General features: G+C 43.2%; 17 protein-coding genes and 2 pseudogenes. All 19 read left to right on the top strand.

Annotated features, from left to right (window positions below; all coding sequences use genetic code 11):
- Positions 1-35: 35 nt before the first annotated feature.
- The 19 genes and pseudogenes from PODO_RS11335 (at position 36) to PODO_RS11430 (ending at position 18,168) form a co-directional block, all read left to right on the top strand.
- The gene (locus tag PODO_RS11335; protein WP_038570134.1) at positions 36-3,377 is read left to right on the top strand and encodes a non-ribosomal peptide synthetase; all 3,342 of its coding nucleotides are present in this window, start codon (positions 36-38) and stop codon (positions 3,375-3,377) included.
- Between the two features lie 18 nt (positions 3,378-3,395).
- The gene (locus PODO_RS11340; protein WP_162164283.1) at positions 3,396-3,656 is read left to right on the top strand and encodes an acyl carrier protein; all 261 of its coding nucleotides are present in this window, start codon (positions 3,396-3,398) and stop codon (positions 3,654-3,656) included.
- Positions 3,649-4,656, top strand: a complete 1,008-nt coding sequence (locus PODO_RS11345) for a hypothetical protein (protein WP_036685938.1) — start codon at positions 3,649-3,651, stop codon at positions 4,654-4,656. Before PODO_RS11340 ends, PODO_RS11345 begins: the two co-directional genes overlap by 8 nt.
- Entirely contained in the window at positions 4,653-5,825 is a 1,173-nt protein-coding gene (locus PODO_RS11350; RefSeq protein ID WP_036685941.1) for an NAD(P)/FAD-dependent oxidoreductase, read from the top strand. The genes PODO_RS11345 and PODO_RS11350 overlap by 4 nt, the downstream gene beginning before the upstream one ends.
- A gap of 21 nt (positions 5,826-5,846) precedes the next feature.
- Positions 5,847-6,590, top strand: a complete 744-nt coding sequence (locus tag PODO_RS11355) for a hypothetical protein (protein WP_038570138.1) — start codon at positions 5,847-5,849, stop codon at positions 6,588-6,590.
- A gap of 18 nt (positions 6,591-6,608) precedes the next feature.
- Positions 6,609-8,033 (top strand): B12-binding domain-containing radical SAM protein, encoded by a 1,425-nt coding sequence (locus PODO_RS11360; RefSeq protein ID WP_036685945.1) that lies wholly within the window; start codon positions 6,609-6,611, stop codon positions 8,031-8,033.
- A gap of 56 nt (positions 8,034-8,089) precedes the next feature.
- Positions 8,090-8,680: pseudogene (locus PODO_RS11365) on the top strand (4'-phosphopantetheinyl transferase family protein); the annotation flags it as partial.
- Between the two features lie 377 nt (positions 8,681-9,057).
- Entirely contained in the window at positions 9,058-9,885 is an 828-nt protein-coding gene (locus tag PODO_RS11370; protein WP_051491424.1) for a hypothetical protein, read from the top strand.
- Between the two features lie 348 nt (positions 9,886-10,233).
- Positions 10,234-10,656: an Rrf2 family transcriptional regulator gene (locus PODO_RS11380; protein WP_036685950.1), complete on the top strand. Its 423-nt coding sequence runs from the start codon at positions 10,234-10,236 to the stop codon at positions 10,654-10,656.
- 175 nt (positions 10,657-10,831) lie between these two features.
- Positions 10,832-11,356, top strand: a complete 525-nt coding sequence (locus PODO_RS11385) for a hypothetical protein (RefSeq protein ID WP_036685952.1) — start codon at positions 10,832-10,834, stop codon at positions 11,354-11,356.
- A 547-nt stretch (positions 11,357-11,903) separates the two neighbouring features.
- Positions 11,904-12,638: a metallophosphoesterase family protein gene (locus PODO_RS11390; protein ID WP_038570142.1), complete on the top strand. Its 735-nt coding sequence runs from the start codon at positions 11,904-11,906 to the stop codon at positions 12,636-12,638.
- Positions 12,639-12,734: 96 nt separating this feature from the next.
- Positions 12,735-13,337 (top strand): GNAT family N-acetyltransferase, encoded by a 603-nt coding sequence (locus PODO_RS11395; RefSeq protein ID WP_051491425.1) that lies wholly within the window; start codon positions 12,735-12,737, stop codon positions 13,335-13,337.
- 5 nt (positions 13,338-13,342) lie between these two features.
- On the top strand, positions 13,343-14,101 hold the full coding sequence (locus tag PODO_RS11400; protein WP_141240364.1) for a Type 1 glutamine amidotransferase-like domain-containing protein: 759 nt from the start codon (positions 13,343-13,345) through the stop codon (positions 14,099-14,101).
- A complete protein-coding gene (locus PODO_RS11405; RefSeq protein WP_036685956.1) occupies positions 14,098-14,649 on the top strand; it encodes a GNAT family N-acetyltransferase in 552 nt (183 codons plus the stop codon). Before PODO_RS11400 ends, PODO_RS11405 begins: the two co-directional genes overlap by 4 nt.
- Before the next feature lie 36 nt (positions 14,650-14,685).
- Positions 14,686-15,031 (top strand): annotated as a pseudogene (locus tag PODO_RS11410) (low molecular weight protein tyrosine phosphatase family protein).
- Positions 15,021-15,533: a GNAT family N-acetyltransferase gene (locus PODO_RS11415; protein WP_036685959.1), complete on the top strand. Its 513-nt coding sequence runs from the start codon at positions 15,021-15,023 to the stop codon at positions 15,531-15,533. The pseudogene PODO_RS11410 and the gene PODO_RS11415 overlap by 11 nt, the downstream one beginning before the upstream one ends.
- A 153-nt stretch (positions 15,534-15,686) precedes the next feature.
- A complete protein-coding gene (locus tag PODO_RS11420) occupies positions 15,687-16,553 on the top strand; it encodes a VOC family protein (protein WP_036685961.1) in 867 nt (288 codons plus the stop codon).
- Positions 16,554-16,635: 82 nt separating this feature from the next.
- The gene (locus tag PODO_RS11425) at positions 16,636-17,514 is read left to right on the top strand and encodes a beta-1,6-N-acetylglucosaminyltransferase (RefSeq protein WP_036686534.1); all 879 of its coding nucleotides are present in this window, start codon (positions 16,636-16,638) and stop codon (positions 17,512-17,514) included.
- Between the two features lie 18 nt (positions 17,515-17,532).
- The gene (locus PODO_RS11430) at positions 17,533-18,168 is read left to right on the top strand and encodes an NAD(P)-dependent oxidoreductase (RefSeq protein ID WP_036685963.1); all 636 of its coding nucleotides are present in this window, start codon (positions 17,533-17,535) and stop codon (positions 18,166-18,168) included.
- Positions 18,169-18,210: the final 42 nt, after the last annotated feature.

Here is an 18,210-nt window from a genome sequence, read left to right on the forward strand (position 1 = left end):
ATGATTTTTAATTCCAAGAATCGGGAGGATGAAGTATGACTCGAGGTTTATCAAATTGGGAAGCGCTGCTGCAGGCCGAGCGAATGCATAGAAGTCTCCCTCCTATCCGTGCTGATTCCGATTTAACCGATATTCCGCTGAGCGGCGCTCAGCGCAGATTATGGTTTTTGCATCAATTGAACCCTGCCAGCTCCGCTTACAATATGACGATACAATACCGCTTGAAGGGTTGTCTGAATTATAAACACTTGACTGAATGTCTGGGTATATTGAAGGAAAGGCATCGAATTTTAGACACTGTATTTTACGAAAAAGACGGGGAGCCTTACCAAAAGACGGTTCCACAGCCCGCAGCGGTCAGGATTGAGCGGCTGAATTGTCTTGAGTCAGAGATGGAGAGACAGGCGCTGGATTGGTTGGCAATGGAGATTAATAAACCGTTCGAATTAAATGGAGGCTCTTTATTTGAGACGGTACTGGTGCAGATGAGCCCAACCGAGCATTTACTGATATTTCGTTTCCATCACAGCATTTCAGATGCGTTGTCTCTGGATATTTTCACAAATGAATTCAGGGAGATCTACAACGCTTTGGAAGAAGGCAGGGTGGCACGCTTGCCTGAATTGCCGGTACAGTATTCTGCTTATGCGGTCTGGGAACAAAAATATATTGCAAATGCCGGCAATCCAACACTAATGGATTATTGGAGCAACAAGTTAGCTTCGGCAGATACACGGCTTGATTTAAACCTTGCGGCAATGCCTGAAGCTGCTGGGCCAACCGATTCGGAGTGCAATTATGGGGGAGAGTTGCCGCAGGATGCCTATAATGAAATGCTGGATTTTATAAAACGTCACCCCGAATTCACGGTCTATAACGTTATGCTCGCAGCCTACCGGGTCCTGATGTTTAGATATACCGGCCAGTCTAACCTGATTATCGGCTCAACCATGGCTAACCGTAACCGCATTGAAGTAAGGAATCTTATCGGTTTTTTTGCCAATACTTTGCCACTCACCACCAATGTGCAGACTGAAGACAGCTTCTTTGAAGTATTGAATAAAGAGAAAGAAACAATTAATGAGGGCATTGCCTATCAACAAGTCTCTTTCGACAAGCTGGTCAGTATTATGCATCCAGATCGCAGGCCAGGGGAAAATCCGCTGTTTCAAACGATGTTTACTTATGTGCAGAGCGGCAAAACGGATTTGGAGTTATCCAACCTAACTGTTGAAGCGTTAAAGGCAGATAAAAGCTCTTCGGCCTTTGACCTCACGATTGGGCTTAATGATACCGGAAGCGGAGTGCAACTATTTTACGAATACAACAATGATAAATGGTACGCGGCCTCATTGAGGCAATTCCATTACCACTACATTAACATTCTCCAGCAGCTGCTGCAGCGACCGGAGGCTACGGTTAGCAGCCACATGTTTTTGACCGCGGAAGAAATCAATAAAGTGATCTACGAATGGAATGATACTTGTACGGATTTCGGCTGTCTGGACAGCCGAAGGTTCATAAGCCAGATCAAAAAACAAGCTGCGAAGCATAGTCATCTGCGGGCTGTATTTTTGAGCGAAGAAGACAACATGAGTTATGAGGAGCTTGATCTGGCCTCAGATATGCTTGCTTCGAGGCTGATGCAATTGGGGATCGGGCGTGGCAGCCTTGTTGGGTTGGGCTTGGAGAGATCTGTTGAGCTAGTCACCTCAATTCTGGCGGTAATTAAATGCGGCGGGGCATTTATGCCGCTTGATCCACAGCTACCCTCCAAACGTCTGGCCCATATGATTTGTGAGTCGTCGTGTGCACTGATCATCACCCAGGAACAATATGCGGCTCTGTTTAAACCGATGCATAAGGTGGTCCTCGTCGGGATTAGCTCTTATTCAGCTGACTTAAGGTGTGAAATTGTGCACAATGAGCCGGTCGAACCCAGCGATTTAGCCTATGTTATCTATACTTCCGGTTCAACCGGAACCCCGAAGGGCGCGATGAACAGCTATGAGGGATTATACAACCGGCTTCTTTGGATGCAGCAGCAGTTTGGTTTGGATGAGACCGATAAAGTGCTGCAGAAGACACCGCTCACTTTTGATGTGGCAGTATGGGAGCTGCTGTGGCCATTACTGCATGGAGCGGAATTGGTATTAGCCCGACCGGATAAACCGCATGATCCTGAATATATTGGGAATGTGATTGTCGAGAGGCATATTACGACGATTCATTTTGTTCCGGCGTTACTGCAGCAGTTTATGGACTCCTTTCCAATAGAAAGCTGCATTTCACTTAAAAATGTCATTTGCAGTGGAGAAGAGCTGAGTACCACATTACGTGATTCTTTTTTCTCAAAATCCGCTGCGCATTTGTTCAACTTGTACGGGCCCGCTGAGGCGGCCATTGATGTAACCTGCTGGGACTGTGCGGAGAGCCGAGGCCATTCAAGTGTTCCGATCGGCAAACCGATTTCCAATCTCCGAATTTACATTCTGGATAAATATCTTCTGCCGGTTCCCGTTGGGGTTTACGGAGAAATATGCATTGGTGGAATAGGAGTGGGCCTAGGATACATCGGAAATGAAGAGCTGACCAACCGCAGTTTTGTACCCAATCCTTACTCCAGACATCCTGCTGCTGAACGTCTGTACCGCACAGGAGACATGGGCAAATTCCTCGAAGACGGCACGATTATTTATGGGGGAAGAACAGATCAACAAATCAAGCTCAACGGTGCGCGGATAGAGCTGGGTGAAATCGAGGCCGTATTTCGCCGTTACAACCGGATCAAAGAGACTCTTGTCCATCCGCTCAAGCAGAATAACGGGGGGCAGCTTATGATTGCCTATTATGTGAGCGATAAAGAGATTGCCGCTGCGGAGCTGCGAAACTATGCGAGAGCTTATTTGCCGGCCTATATGATTCCTGGCATCTTTATGAGACTTGAGAGATTTCCGTTAAATCGAAATGGTAAGGTTGATCGCCAGGCGCTTCCGCTGCCTGATGTTAGATTTAAAGAAGCGAGCAGCGCTCTACTTCCTAAAAATGAGTTTCAGGCAGAGATAGAATCTATCTGGCAAGAGTTGTTGAGTTTGGAGGGCCGTGCGATCGGCATTGCCGAGAATTTTTTTGATCTGGGCGGCCATTCGTTATTAGCTCTAAAGCTAGTTAGTATTGTCAACAAAAGATTCAATACAAACATAACTATTATGGAGTTGTACCTAGGCGAATTTACGATTGCAAGAATGGCGGACATGCTTGCTGAACCGTCCTCTGCTGCAGCCCAGGGACAGCTGACGAAATCAGTGTTATCTCAATTAGGAATGTCATTGGAAGAAATTTTGCAAGTAGGCGAAGGAACATTAGGCCAGAGATAAATGATGGACAGGGAGGATATGATGGACCAAATACAACAGCGGGTGGAGGTATTGCTGCGCCTATTTGTAAAGTGTGATATTTCCTTGGAGCCCGAAAGTGTGTTCACAGATCTGGAAATGGATTCGCTTACTTACATCAAATTTATTGTTGAAGTTGAGCGGGCGTTGCAATTGGACTTTGATCCTTACCTTTTGGTAGCAGGACATTTTCCTACGGTTGGAGATTTAACGGCATATCTCTGGAGTAAAAATGGTGAAGGATGTGCCACAGATGCCTAACCTGCCGATCAAGTACCCTATGGTGAACAGCAGCATGAACAGCTCTCATCTGCTCAGTGTAGTGGAAGTCTGCTCTAGAAAGATGGATTGGCTGCATAACCATTATATTCATTTATATCTTGGAGCGAATATGGATGTGATGGATCTTGAATTTCTGTCACCCGAGCAATCTTTGGGGCATTTCCCCTATCTGAATTTGAAAGAGATCAGGCTTGGTCCTGAACGTGTTGCTGTAAAACAGATCTTGGATTGTCTGGCCGAGAAGGAGTATGTCGAAGTAAGCTTGGATGAATTTTATATAGAAGGTAAGCACTATTTTAATAAGGTTCATTTCGAAAGGAATTTTATGATATACGGCTATGATGATCTTAGTCATACATTTAGTATTGCTGGCTCGGATTACGATAAAATCTTCGAGTTTCATGAGCTTCCCGCCGATCAGATCATATCATCGCTGCGCGCTCATGCATTCGAACGGCGTTCGATTCGCTCTGTCCGGCTAAATGAAGCTGATAAGATGCATTTTGAGCCAACTACACTGATCGCAAGCCTAGCGGATTATTACTATTCACGCCAGCCAGAAACCATGGTAACCTGCCCGGGAACAGATGGAGGTTCGTGTTGGGGAATGAAGGTGTATGGAGCGCTGCTAGACTATTTAGATAGGTTGGCGCGTAACGAAATTTTCTATTGTGTTCGTCCGTTTCATTTACTCTGGGAGCACAAAAAATGCATGGTTAACAGGCTTGGATATTTATCTCAATGTGGATATAACCTTTCTGATTTCATTATGAAAGGCTATGAGGATATATACGAAACCACTCTTATTCTCAGAAACATTTTGGTGAAATATCATCTTGAGCCTGACCTTAACCTGTTGCGGATCGCTGCACGCACAGTGGAGAGTATCGATGTGCAAGAGCGCGCGCTTCTGTCAGCGCTTTTGAAAGAATTTAGTACTGTAACCAGCAAAATAGAAGAAAAGGAGAATTCTCGGTGATACCCGATAAATGTGAAGTTGTTATTATTGGATCTGGGGCAGTCGGGGCGTGTACAGCCTACTATTTAGCCAAAAAAGGAATAACTGATGTGGTAGTGCTTGAGAAAAGCGAAAGTTTAGGCGGAGCAACCACATCTATCTGCGCAGGCGGGATGCGAAGTCAGTTTACAACGGAGATAAATATTGAATTGTCCAAGTTAAGTTTTCGATTGCTGGAGCAGCTTGATTCGTATAACCTTGTTCAGGATGAAATGGACCAGTGCGGATATATGTTTATTTTCACGGCACAAGATAATCTTTCTGAGTTTTATGATGCGATGCTTTTGCAGCAAAGGTTGGGTGTGCAAACGGAATGGATGGAGCCTAAGCAGATTCAAAAGAAGCTGCCGATGCTGGTTCTAGAGGATGTAACCGGTGCAACTTACAATAAGCAGGATGGATTGATCGATCCCAATAAGATTACAAGCACGTATATTCGGCTCTCCAGAGAGCTGGGTGTCAAATATTATCCTGGAGTCGCTGTAACGGACTTTATTACTGACGGTTCCGCGATACAGCAAGTGGTAACGTCAGAAGGAGCGATAACTTCGCGAGTTGTTGTAAATGCTACGGGCCCCTGGTCCAAATTTGTGGCTGCTAAAGCCGGAATTGAGTTGCCGGTAATCCCCTGCCATCAGCAGTTGTTGGTTACAGATGTGCTCCCATGGCTGCCCGCCGATTTTCCCGTTATTGTGTTCCCCGGGGAAGGTCTGGGCTTACATAAGGAGACAGGCGGTCTGTTAACGGGCTTAAATAAGCCCTTTGTTGCAGGGGGATGCGAAGATCCGGATTATAGCTACTCAGACCCGGAATGGGAATATAAACATCTGGAAGCTGCTCTTCGTCGGCTGCCTCGTCTCCAGGAAGCAACCATCAAATCCTGCTGGGGAGGGTATTATGATGACACGCCGGACTCCCATCCGGTGCTGGGCGCTGATAACAAAATCCAAGGGTTTTACCATGCGTCAGGATTCAGCGGACATGGTTTTATGCACAGCCCGGCCGCCGGACTCCTAATCAGTGAAGAAATAGCCGGGAATTCGGCACAAACATTAGACATATCATCATTGCGGTCCAATCGCTGGCTAACTGCAGCAGGCAGAAAAATTAATGAATACTACAAGATTTAGAAGTATAGGAGGTTTATTGAAATGGAGAACTCTAAGAACCAAATGTTAAGGCTTATAGATAATATGCTAAACGCAAATGTGCTTCAGCGGACGGATCTCAAACGGTTTACCGCAAACCTTGAGCATTCACCGGATGATCCCGAAATGCTGCGTCTGGAGCTTGAATCCTGGTATCGTGGGATGGGGGTAGATCAGATCATTGGCAGAAAATTCGAACTATCGCCTTGTCCTTTTACAAGCGAAGAGATTCGTTCATCGAGAGAAAATGGAGAAATTATTTTGTGCTTTCCCAAGGGAATTACACGGGAACAGATTGGTGAGCTTACAAGAATTTCAAGCTGGGCCTTAAAAGATCCACTTGTGACAGCCGCAACGGAGCAGGAAGATTGCTGGATTCGAACAGCGGCTGCGCTGTCGCCTTCATTAATGAAACACACAGGGCTAGAGGTTGCACACTTAGTGGAAGACAGCGGGCATCTTAACTTTAGTTTGGAAAGGTATCTTCTTTTCGTGGCTAGAGTGAGATTCTTGACAGGTAATACCCCGGATTCGGAATACTGGATTTGGCTTCCAAGAGGGAGATACGACCGTTCGGGAATGTTAATTGCCGGTTTTGACCGAAATGGCTGCTTTAATGTGCATGGCTGGATGCCCCAATTCTCTGCCAGTTTTTTGGGTGCCAGATTTGGAACACTTCCCGGTTCCGCTGCCAAAGTCGGTTCTTCCATCGTCTCAGATTCAGACCTCAGTTTCACTAAAATTTAACAATGGAGGCCGAAATCAATGGCAGATCGTCAGAGTAAAAGAGTAGCCTGTGTTATTCCCCCGTTTTACCGGCTTATTGAGTCGAAAAACAATAGGATCAGTCCTGCTATGCATTACATAGCGGAGATATTGCATCGTAGGGGTCATGCAGTCACGTTAATTAATGGCGATAATGCTCCAGATGATCATGATTATACAGAGCGGTACAGTATGACTATGAACAGCTGGCTTATGCAGGAACGTTGTACTCGGGGGCATGAAAGCTTTGATATGGTAATAAATGAGCTAGAGCGCTTTCAGCCTGATTATGTGTTTATTGGTGTTGGCGATGTTCTAATGCCTACTGTCGAGCTTGGAAGTACTCAGTCCTGTGCATACCTTGCAAAAGAGATAAAGAAGAGATGGGGAGATAAGGTTACCTGTATTGGTTATGGACATTTGCTTAAACATGCCAAGCTGAAGGACACGGCTGATTTGGATACGATCATTGTTGGAGAAGGCGAGGATCTTGCGGTTTCTGTAGTAGAGGGGAATGCAAGGGGAATGCTGCCTGTTAAATGGGCCCAGCAATTAAACGATCTTCCGATACTGACAGATTCATATTTAGCGCAGAAAAATAAGCCGGAAGACTGGGACTACATTATGTCTATGCGCGGGTGCCCCAAACGCTGTACATTCTGTTATCAGCCCTCGCTGCGCGGCTGCAATGTCTCCTTTATGTCTCCCGAACGTTTTGTTAGCGAAATCCGCTACCGCATTGAACATATGCATGTATTTGGATTTTATTTCTCAGATATGATCTTTCTGCCGGGCTTAGGCAAACGCACCTCAGAAATGCTTAGATTGCTGATTGAACTAAAAGAGGAGTACCCTGAGTTTCACTGGTGGGCAGAGGCGCGCGTGGACATTTGTGTGAGACAGAATATCCTTGATAAGATGAAGCAGTCGGGGTGCGTGCATTTGAAATTTGGTGTGGAAATGGCCAACCAAAGGATGCTGCAAGTGGTGAATAAAGGAATTAGATTGACGGAAGTCGAGGAAGCTTTCCGCATGGCAGCGGAGGCGGGAATCAAACGGACAGCCTATATTTTACTGGGATGCCCTGGATTCAATGACCAAGATTATATAGAGATGTTACCTTTTTTTAAAGCCTTAAAGGCTGATAATTATGTGATAAATATCAATGTTCCTTATGTTGGCACACAGCTATATGAACAGGTGAAGGAACAGCTTTTTGATTTTGGAATTTATAAAGATGGTGAAGAAAGCTACATGCATACTTCCTTGGTGATGCAAAAATTCTGGGGAATTTCTGATGAAACACGGGATAGTTTTTTTGCACTTCAAGGAGAGAAAGATGATGCAAAAGTAAGGAATTATAAGCGGAAAATTGTAGAGAAAGCTGCTTTTATAGAGAATGACGTGTTGTCCTTTCATGAATAGGATTCGCAAGTACTTATGAGCTGAAGGAGTAGCGATGAGCGATGGAGATTTTCGGGGTGAAGGTGGCTGAGCTAATATCTGAACCTGCGTTAGAAACATTAATGTGGCGCATCCCCCAACAAAAGAGAGAGCGGCTTAAACGCTTTAAAAGAGTGGAAGCGTTGCAGCATTCTCTTATTGCTGAATTGCTGGTTCGTGTAAGCTTAAATAAACGGTTAAAAGTGAACAACCGCGATATCGAGTTTGTTACAAATGTCTACGGAAAACCCTCCCTAAAAAAAAGGGGGGGTACTGTAGAGTTTAACATTTCGCATTCAGGAGAATGGGTGGTTTGCGCATTGGATGAATTGCCGATCGGTATTGACATTGAGCAGATTCAGCAAGCCGATCTTAATATTGCTAAGCGTTTTTTTTCGCAAGATGAATATGTCCAATTGACGGAATGTGAAGAGATGGGCCGGATGAGTCTGTTCTTTGACCTTTGGACACTTAAAGAAAGCTATATCAAAGCGATAGGGAAGGGATTATCTCTTCCATTGAACTCGTTTTCGTTTCGTTTAAACAACGGAATTCAATTGGAGAACCATGACGCAATCGGATTGTATCACTTTAAGCAGTATCATATTGATGAGAAATATAAATTAGCCGTATGTGCGCAAAACCCCTTATTTCCCGGGGAGGTTTCAGTGGTAAACCAATGCCAATTTCACCAGGATTGCATGCAACTATTGGATGCTTTTTAACGATCTAAGCCTAGGTGATATTGAACTTGTTACAGAGAAGCGGCTTATCTACAGATAAGTTGCTTTTTGTCTTGCACGTTTTCGCTTTATCTAGATTTGAAGTTTTCTGCCAAGGTGTTAATATTCCCTCATCGGTTATATGCATAAGCCATTGATGTGATGTAAAATGTCCATGAGTGATTAATGCTGGAGATTTGATCAAATATTGATGGAACAGGAAACTCGCATACGCGATGCAAGGAATCGTTCGAATCTGAAGATAACTATCGGAGGGACCAGAGATGGCTGAGCAAAAGATGATTGAAGTGCCGTTTCAGCAATGGGTAAACGATAAGGAGCTGTGGGTACAGCTTAATGATTTGATGATGCAGGAGAGTAAACTCCCAGGACCACGAGTGAATTTGGAGCTCTCAGACCATTTCGCCAAACAATTCGCGCATCCTAATCTAACAGATACAGGCTGGGAGCTGCTCGTCTCTTGGACTAATATTACTGAAGCTGAAGCTGGGGTGAATGATCCCCGTGAGTTTCTGCCGTTTTGTGCGATTAGGGCGTTCGGTGCTTATTACAGTTACGGTGGAGAAGAGCAGCAAGTAGTGATTCAAAACATCATTAAGACAGCTATGAATGACTCGCGATGGAGGGTACGTGAAGCATCTGCTATGGCGCTGCAAAGTATAGGGGAGGATGATTTCACCCTACTTAGACAGCTGATCGACATGTGGGAGAAAGGTGCGAACAGGCTTGAACAACGGGCTTTTGTAGCGGCATTAGCGCATCCTCCTCTTTTAAAAAAGAAAGAAAATACGCTATATTGTCTTCAGTTGGCTGCCCGAATCATGGAGAGTATAGATGGTGGGGGAGCGCAACATGAGGACGCTGAGCATTTTCGTGTATTATCTAAGGGACTTGAATACAGCTTGAGTGTATTTGTGGCGAATGAGCCTGAAGAAGGCTTTGTTATGCTGGAGAGATTTGCAAAGAGCCGAGATGCCCGAATCATTAAGATTGTGAAGAGTAATCTTGGCAAATCGCGTCTGAGTAAAAAATATGCTGCCCAGGTGGCTGAGATTCTAAAGGAATTCGATCACATAGGAAAAGATACTTAGGATACGAGTGCCATTTGGCAGTTGTATTTAATCATTTTTTTGTTTTTACTTATATTAGACTTAACAATTAAAGAAACAAAGAGAATTAATATAATCAAAGAAAACCATTCTATGGATTGTTCGAATATTAAACTGTAAGTTATATTAATAAATTCAAAGACAACTGTTATTATTAAAAATATTGCCCAGCGATCTTTTTTCATGAAAATATACCATCCTAATCTATATGGAGAATATTGATAGATTTTAAGTTGTTCATATCCTCAAAAGTTTGACAAACGCATGAAATGTAACTATTATAGTTGCATCTGAATGATGTTTTGCAGCAAGGCAGAAGGAGAGATTTCTATGAATATTAGCACCCGATTTGCGGTAGCCATTCATATATTAACGTTGATTGACAGCAATAAAGAAGGCAAAAGCACTTCGGAGTGGATAGCTGGTAGCGTAAACACAAACCCTGTAGTTATCCGTCGGCTTACGAGTATGCTGCAAAAAGCAGGACTAGTAAATGCCCGCCCCGGAGTCGCAGGCGCTTCGCTTACACGTAGCGCATCCGAGATTACGCTGCTGGAGATTTATAAGGCAGTTAATGCGGTGGAAGAGGACTCGTTGTTTTCTGTCCATGAGCATCCTAATCCCGATTGTCCTGTTGGTAAGAATATAGCCAGTGCAATTGTACCTGTGTTCTCACTCGCCCAAAAAGCAATGGAGAATGTTCTCCAGGAGGTTACATTGGAGCAGATTGTGAATGAAATGCCTGAATTATGATTACTCCATATCATAGCTTAGAAGGAAGGCCAGAACATGTGAAAACGTGATTCTGGTCTTTTTTTGCTTAATTAGGTTTATGGACAAAGAAGGGAAGTAAGAGGGAATATAGAATCTGTATTTAGAAGCCGGATTAAAGATAATATACATACATACATTGAGGGAGAGCTAAAGAATGTTAAAGAAATTACTGCCTATACTACTAATTATGGTAATGATTACCGGATGTAATGAATCAAGGGATACCACTAAATACGAGGATGCGAATTTTGGAATCACCTTTAACTATCCGGATCATTGGGTTGTAACTGAGAAGTATGGAGCGCCATTATGGTTGATAGTCTCTACGACTGATTATAAACCTGCTGAGGGACTTAAAGGTCCAGGAGTAATGCTCTTTGGATTTAAGCCTAAGGATATGGAGCTTGTCAACAAATGGCTCGGGGATGCCCAAACGAATTACAACAACGGGGCGGAGCTGACAAAAAGTAAAGCTAGTTTAGGCGAGTTAGAGTCCATAAAGTACGAAACTGAAGTATTCGAAGAGGAAGGGAGTAAAGGGAAAGCTATCTATTACGTTATTGAGGAACCGGAAATGTCATTTATGGTGCAGTTCCCTTACAGTGTGGATGAAGTACATAAAGAAGACATGAAGAGGATAGAGGATATTTTACAATCCATAAAGTTTACAAAAGATTAAGTGGGACTAGAACAAGATAGCTGGAATGATGAAATGTACGGTATAAATGCCGTTAAAATGGGCTGAAGTTGCTGGAATGGTGGAATGTACGGTATAAATGCCTTAGAAATGGGCTGAAGTAGCTGAAATGGTGAAATGTACGGTATAAATGCCGTTGAAATGTGCGGAAGTGGCTGGAATGGTGGAATGTACGGTATAAATGCCGTTGAAATGGGCTGAAGTGGCTGGAATGGTGGAATGTACGGTATAAATGCCGTTGAAATGGGCTGAAGTGGCTGGAATGGTGGAATGTACGGTATAAATGCCTTAGAAATGGGCTGAAGTGGCTGAAATGGTGAAATGTACGGTATAAATGCCGTTGAAATGGGCTGAAGTCGCTGGAATGATGAAATGTACGGTATAAATGCCTCAGATTTGGCTGAAATCATCCAAAGTAGCAAAATGAGAAGCAAAAATGCCCTATAAATGAGCCACAGTCGCTGATGCAGTACAATTAGAATTAGGATAAGTAACTTTTTTAAAGATCAATATATACGGAGGTTCTACAGTGGAGCAAATTGCAATAATCTCAGACATTCATGGAAATATACCGGCCCTTACGGCCGTTTTAGATGACATCCAGCAGCGGGGAATCAGCAGAGTCTTTTGTTTAGGCGATATTGTTGGAAAAGGACCGAACTCAGATCTAGCCGTTGATATCATAAAAAAGAATTGTGAAATCAGTGTTATGGGGAACTGGGATGATTTAATGAATCAGGATGTTGATTTTGAGATGGCTCGGTGGTGCCGCGGGTTATTAGGTCAAGAACGTCTTGATTATTTAAGCACGTTGCCGTTTTCGGTTGAGTTTATGATGAGTGGTAAATTTGTGCGATTATTTCATGCTTCGCCACGAAGCCTGTATGAACGTGTTCAACCTTGGGATGATTATGAAAAGCGATTATCTTTGTTTGATTATTCTGATCTCTGCCAGGAGAAACGACAAGCGGATATCGTAGGTTACGGGGATATTCATAATGCTTTTATTCAACATTTAGAAGGCAAGACTTTATTTAATGTAGGCAGTGTGGGGAATCCGCTTGATTTAACCCAGGCATCTTATGTGATTATGGAGGGAGAATACATGGGAGGGTCAGCAGCTCCTTTAAATATGCAATTTGTAAGAGTGCCTTATGACATCGAGTTAGCCGTTCAACAGGCCGTTGAGGCAGATATGCCAGCTGCAGAGCCTTATATTCGTGAGCTTAGAACCGCGCAGTACAGGGGAAGTGTCCGGGGATAATAAAGGAAAGGATAATAAAGGAAAGGATAATAAAGGAAACAAAAAATCAAACTGCAACCTTAATCCAAGCCATCAAAAAGTAATGGAGGGAACAAATTGAAGCTTAGTCACGTATTTGAGCAATTCCCTACTTTGGAATCCGAGCAATTATTACTGAAAAAGATTGAAGTCAGCAACCTTAATGAGGTATTTGGGATATATAGCAATGATCAAGTGTTTGAGTACTGTGGGATTATTCCGAAACATAATAAAGATACAGTCAAGAATATGATCGGCCATTTCGAACGTGATTTTACCAAAGGGGTGAGAGTGAAATGGGGGATTTTCCTCAAAAATAACCCTTACATACTGCTAGGTATCATCGAAGTTATGGATTTTAATCAAAAGGTGGATATGGTGACGATCGGTTACTTTTTGGCGGAACCTTATTGGGGCAAAGGGATTGCAGCTCAGGCCATTCAGTTAGTGGTGAAATATTTATTTGAGACTGCAGAAGTCAATCGAATTCAAGCTGAGGTTATGCCCTTTAATGAACGATCGAAGCGGGTGCTTTTGAAAAATGGCTTTACGAAAGAAGGCACGTTAAGGCAGGCGCATGTATGGTCAGGTAAAGGGCTGGTGGATCTGGAGATTTACAGCATTTTGGCAGAGGAATATTTTGCAAGCATCGGTAAGCCAAGAGTAAGCAATAGGATGTAATCCTAGTGAAAGAAGGGGAAAACATGGGCACTATCGTAGTTATTGGCGGGGGAGAGTTAATCGAGCTTGAAACGCTGGAAATTGATCGTGAAGTTGTGCAGCTAACTCAAAAGGCTAAGCCGAAGGCGTTATTTATTCCAACAGCCAGTAGTGATGCGCCGGGGTATTGTGATACTTTTAGCAAAGTATATGGCGATATTCTCGGATGTGAAACAAGTCACTTATTGCTTGTGAGCCAAACCTACACTCAGGATGAGATTACAGATTTAATTACAGCTGCTGATTTGATTTATGTTGGTGGAGGCAATACCCGAAAGATGCTGGAGATTTGGAAAAATACAGGGGTAGATACGCTTTTGAAAGAAGCTTATTCCTCTGGAACCGTATTGGCCGGGCTTAGCGCAGGTTCCATCTGTTGGTTTGAATATGGGCATAGTGACTCTGAAGCGTTCGACGACCAGGGTGAATGGCAGTATATCAAGCTTGCAGCCATGGGGATTCTGCCGGGCATTCATTGTCCGCATTATAATGAGGATATTCGGGTTGAAGATTTTACACGCATGGTTAAAGGTGGAGGTCTGCCGGGAATCGCGGTGGATAACAATTGTGCAATCATCTATAAAGATAATGAATATAAAGTGATGTCGACCAGAGAAGTAGCTAAAGCCTACCGTGTGATTGACTCCGAGCAAGGTGTTGTCGTAACGGAAATAGAAGAACATCCAAGCTACAGACCTCTTTATGAACTGTATGGCGCGTTATGATTATTTTTGAAAAGCAAGAGATCAGACTGAGAACACTTGAGTTAAACGATGCCGCATTACTTGTAAAATGGCTCTCAGATCCCGTTGTACTGGAGTTCTATGAAGGCCGTGATCGCCCGCATGATTTGGAGCTGGTGAGGGAGCATTTTTACGACGAGCAAGCAGAAGTCACGCGGTGTATAGTGCAATACAAGGAGCGGGATATAGGTTATCTCCAGTTCTATCTTATAGATGATGAAGAATTAGAAGTGTACGGCTACGTGGGATTCAAAGGTCAAATCTTTGGGATGGACCAGTTCATTGGCGAGCCTGTTTTATGGAATCAAGGAATTGGTTCACGGCTCATTAAAGAAACGGTTAAGTATCTTATCGAAATAAAACAAGCGGACAAAATTGTCATGGACCCGCAAGCCTGGAATAAGAGAGCCCTTAGAGTATATGAGAAGATTGGCTTTGTGAAGAAGAAATACCTTGAACAGCACGAGCAACATGAAGGAGAGCTAAGAGATTGTTGGTTGATTGAATACACGAAGCAGGCGAGACAATAAATATCTTTTTAACAATCGGATAAGGAAGGTGCACTTATTAAACTACTGTTTGTCTGCAGCCAGAATCGCTGGCGGAGTCTAACTGCGGAGAAGATCTTTCAAGGAATTGATGGTCATGAAGTGAGATCTGCAGGGACTGAAGATCATGCCAGAATCAAAATTTCTGAAGGGCATTTGGGTTGGGCGGATGTGATTTTTGTTGATGGAGAAGAAACATGTTCGAAGAATTCAAGATAAATTTAGAGGTTGTGTAATTGGCAAAAAAATAATTTGCCTGAACATAGCTGATGACTATAAGTATATGGATGAAGATTTGATCGGCCTTCTGGAATCCAGTGTATCCGAATATTTTCTGGAATGGAGCAACAAAAATGAGAATTAGAACAGAAACTGTGGCAGACTATAATGGAGTATTTCAAGTGAATGTTAAGGCTTTTGGTGATCGGGAAGATGAAGCGCGGTTGGTCGAAAACATTAGAAATTCGCAGGGGTTTATCCCGGAGCTCTCGATTGTAGCGGAAAAGGATAATGAGATTGTAGGACATCTACTGTTAAGTAAGGCTGTAGTTCAAGATGGGGAGAAGTTATCTGATGTGATTGCGTTAGCCCCATTAGCTGTTCTGCCGAACGTTCAGAAGCAAGGAATCGGCAAGGCGCTGATCCAAGAAGGGTTAGAAAGATGTAGAACGCTTGGATATGAGCTTGTTTTTTTGATCGGGCATCCCGAATATTACCCAAGATTCGGATTTCAACCCGCAGGGCCACATGGGCTCGAGTTGAAGCAGTTTGAGGTACCGGAGAGAGTCTTTATGGTCTGTGAGCTGAAGGAAGGCGTATTGCAGAGGATTAAGGGAGAGTTGAAATACCCGGAAACCTTTTTTTGAATTACTTCTTATATGTTCTTGTGAATCATGTTTGGCTGTGAACCAGTCGACATGATTTTTTATAGGTAATTGACAAACATATAGAAGGTAACTATACTAAAGATAGTTAATTTGTAACTATAACAGTTACAGCGCGATTAGGAGGAATTTATAATGAAGACTAAAACAATACTTCAACCAGACACTCAGATCGGTCTGGTGCAGATTAGAGTAAGCAATTTGGAGCGTTCGCTCACCTTTTATCAGAATGTTGTGGGATTAAGCGTTTTACGGCAGACTGGCCGCGAAGTTGAAATGACCGCTGACGGTCAGAATGTGTTATTGATTTTGCGGGAGATTGAAAATGCGCGGGTGATCCGTCCTAATTCTGTGGCTGGGTTGTATCATTTTGCTATCCTTGTTCCAGATCGTCCCAGCCTTGGATTGGTTGTGCGTAATTTGATCTCTTCGGGGATTGAGGTGGGGCAGGGCGATCATCTGGTCAGTGAAGCACTGTATATTCAGGACCCAGACAATAATGGGATTGAAATTTATCGAGATCGACCTAAGAGTGAATGGAAATATGATGCGGAAGGGCATGTAATGATGTCCACTGATCCAGTGGATGTAGATGGACTACTGGCAGCTTCTGAAGGTTTATCATGGAACGGGCTGCCAGCAGGAACAGTGATAGGGCATGTACACTTTCATGTGGGGAATTTAAATAAGGCGAAAGCCTTCTACGTCGATTTGCTTGGTTTTGAACTAACAGCCAATTATGGAAGTGCTGCTATGTTTATCTCTGCTGGTGGCTATCATCACCATATCGGGCTGAATGTTTGGGCCGGACAGGGCGCACCTGCGGCTCCAGCTGATACTGTAGGGATTGATTATTTTACCTTAATTCTTGCGAATGAAGAGGAACGTAACGCTGTGGTGGAGCGAGTTCGGCAGGCTGGTTACGCAGTTACAGAAGTGAATGGAAATCCTACATTCCAAGATCCATGGAACATTGGAATCAGACTTGTTTTAGAAAGATAAATCTATATCCATTTTCGTCCATTTATTTTATAATATTGGAAATAGGTGGGCGGAAGGGTGAAGTTTGTTGGAAGCATTCAAAATGGCGTATATAATTCTCTGTCATAAAAATCCGGAGCAGATCAATATGCTAATCGATAGTTTAACTAACGAGTCCGTAGAGTTTTTCCTGCATGTCGATCAGAAAAGTAATATTGAGGCTGATATTATTCATCGTAACGATATTCATTTTGTGGAAAAGCCTATTGATGTGCAGTGGGGGCATTACAGCCAGATTGAATGCATTTTGAAGTGCTTTTCGCTGATCAAAGAACATGGGGATTTCAATTATATTCACATCTTAAGCGGTCAGGATCTGCCTCTAGCTTCAAATGAAGTGATTCTAGATTTCTTTAAGATGAATGAGGGTAAGGAATTTGTGAAGTATTTGCAGCTGCCTAATGCAGCGGAAACTTGGGGATGTTACGAGCGGGTCTCAGTTTATTATCCTAGGTTCCTCATCTCAAGGACCCGGCGTATGACAGCGATCAGAATGAGGTACATTAAACTAATTATGAGCGTTCCGTTTCTGCAAAGAAAATTAGGTGCTTTGCCGAAAGGTTTATATAAAGGCTCGAACTGGATGTCAATTACAGGTGAATGTATGGAATACATCTTGGATTTTACAAAAAGCTCTCCGGAATACGTCAGATTTTTTAGGAACACTTTATGTGGAGATGAAATCTTTTTCCATACGATAATTTTGAATAGCGTTTATAAGATGCATGTACTGAATGAAATTAAGCGGTATACAGATTGGGAAACAGGACCGGATTATCCTAGAACACTAACGATAGAAGACTATGATCGGATCACTCAACGGGGCACGGAATGCTTTTGGGGGAGAAAATTTGATCTCGATATCGATAGAACCATCGTTCAGGAGCTTCTTGATATAAATACTAAAGCGAAAACATCGTAAACTCAGGAGGACAATCATATGAAAATCGCAGTTGTTGGAGCAAGTGGAAAAGCTGGAAGTCGAATTACGCAGGAAGCGTTGGATAGAGGTCATGAAGTTACAGCGATTGTACGGGATGCATCTAAAGTAACAAATAGGAAAGCGAATGTCATCGAAAAGGATGTATTTGCGCTTACCACTGAAGATTTGCAGGGGTTCGACGTGGTTGTGAATGCTTTTGGTGCGCCGTTTGGACAAGAACATCTGCATGTGGATGCCGGGAATGTGCTTATTGAAGCTTTGAAGGCTTCACCCGATACAAGATTGATTGTAGTTGGCGGTGCAGGAAGTCTTTATGTAGATGAAGCCAAAACGCTTAAAGTAGCGGATACGAATGACTTTCCTGACTTTATTAAGCCAACAGCGACGAATCAAGCTAAGAATTTGGAGATACTACAAGGAACAGATTCACTCTCTTGGACCTTTGTTAGTCCATCTGCTAATTTTGCCATTGGCACAAGAACGGGCTCTTATGTAAAAGGTAAGGATAATCTTCTGGTGAACTCCAAAGGTGAGAGTTATGTCAGCTACGAAGACTATGCCGTTGCTATTGTTGATGAAATCGAACAGCCGCAGCATATTCGTGAACGGTTTACGGTGGGTTCAGAGTCTTAAGTGATAATTAAGAATAGCGATCATATATGAAAAAAGAAGACA

The organism is Paenibacillus odorifer, from assembly GCF_000758725.1.
Taxonomy (GTDB): Bacteria; Bacillota; Bacilli; order Paenibacillales; family Paenibacillaceae; genus Paenibacillus_AQ; species Paenibacillus_AQ odorifer.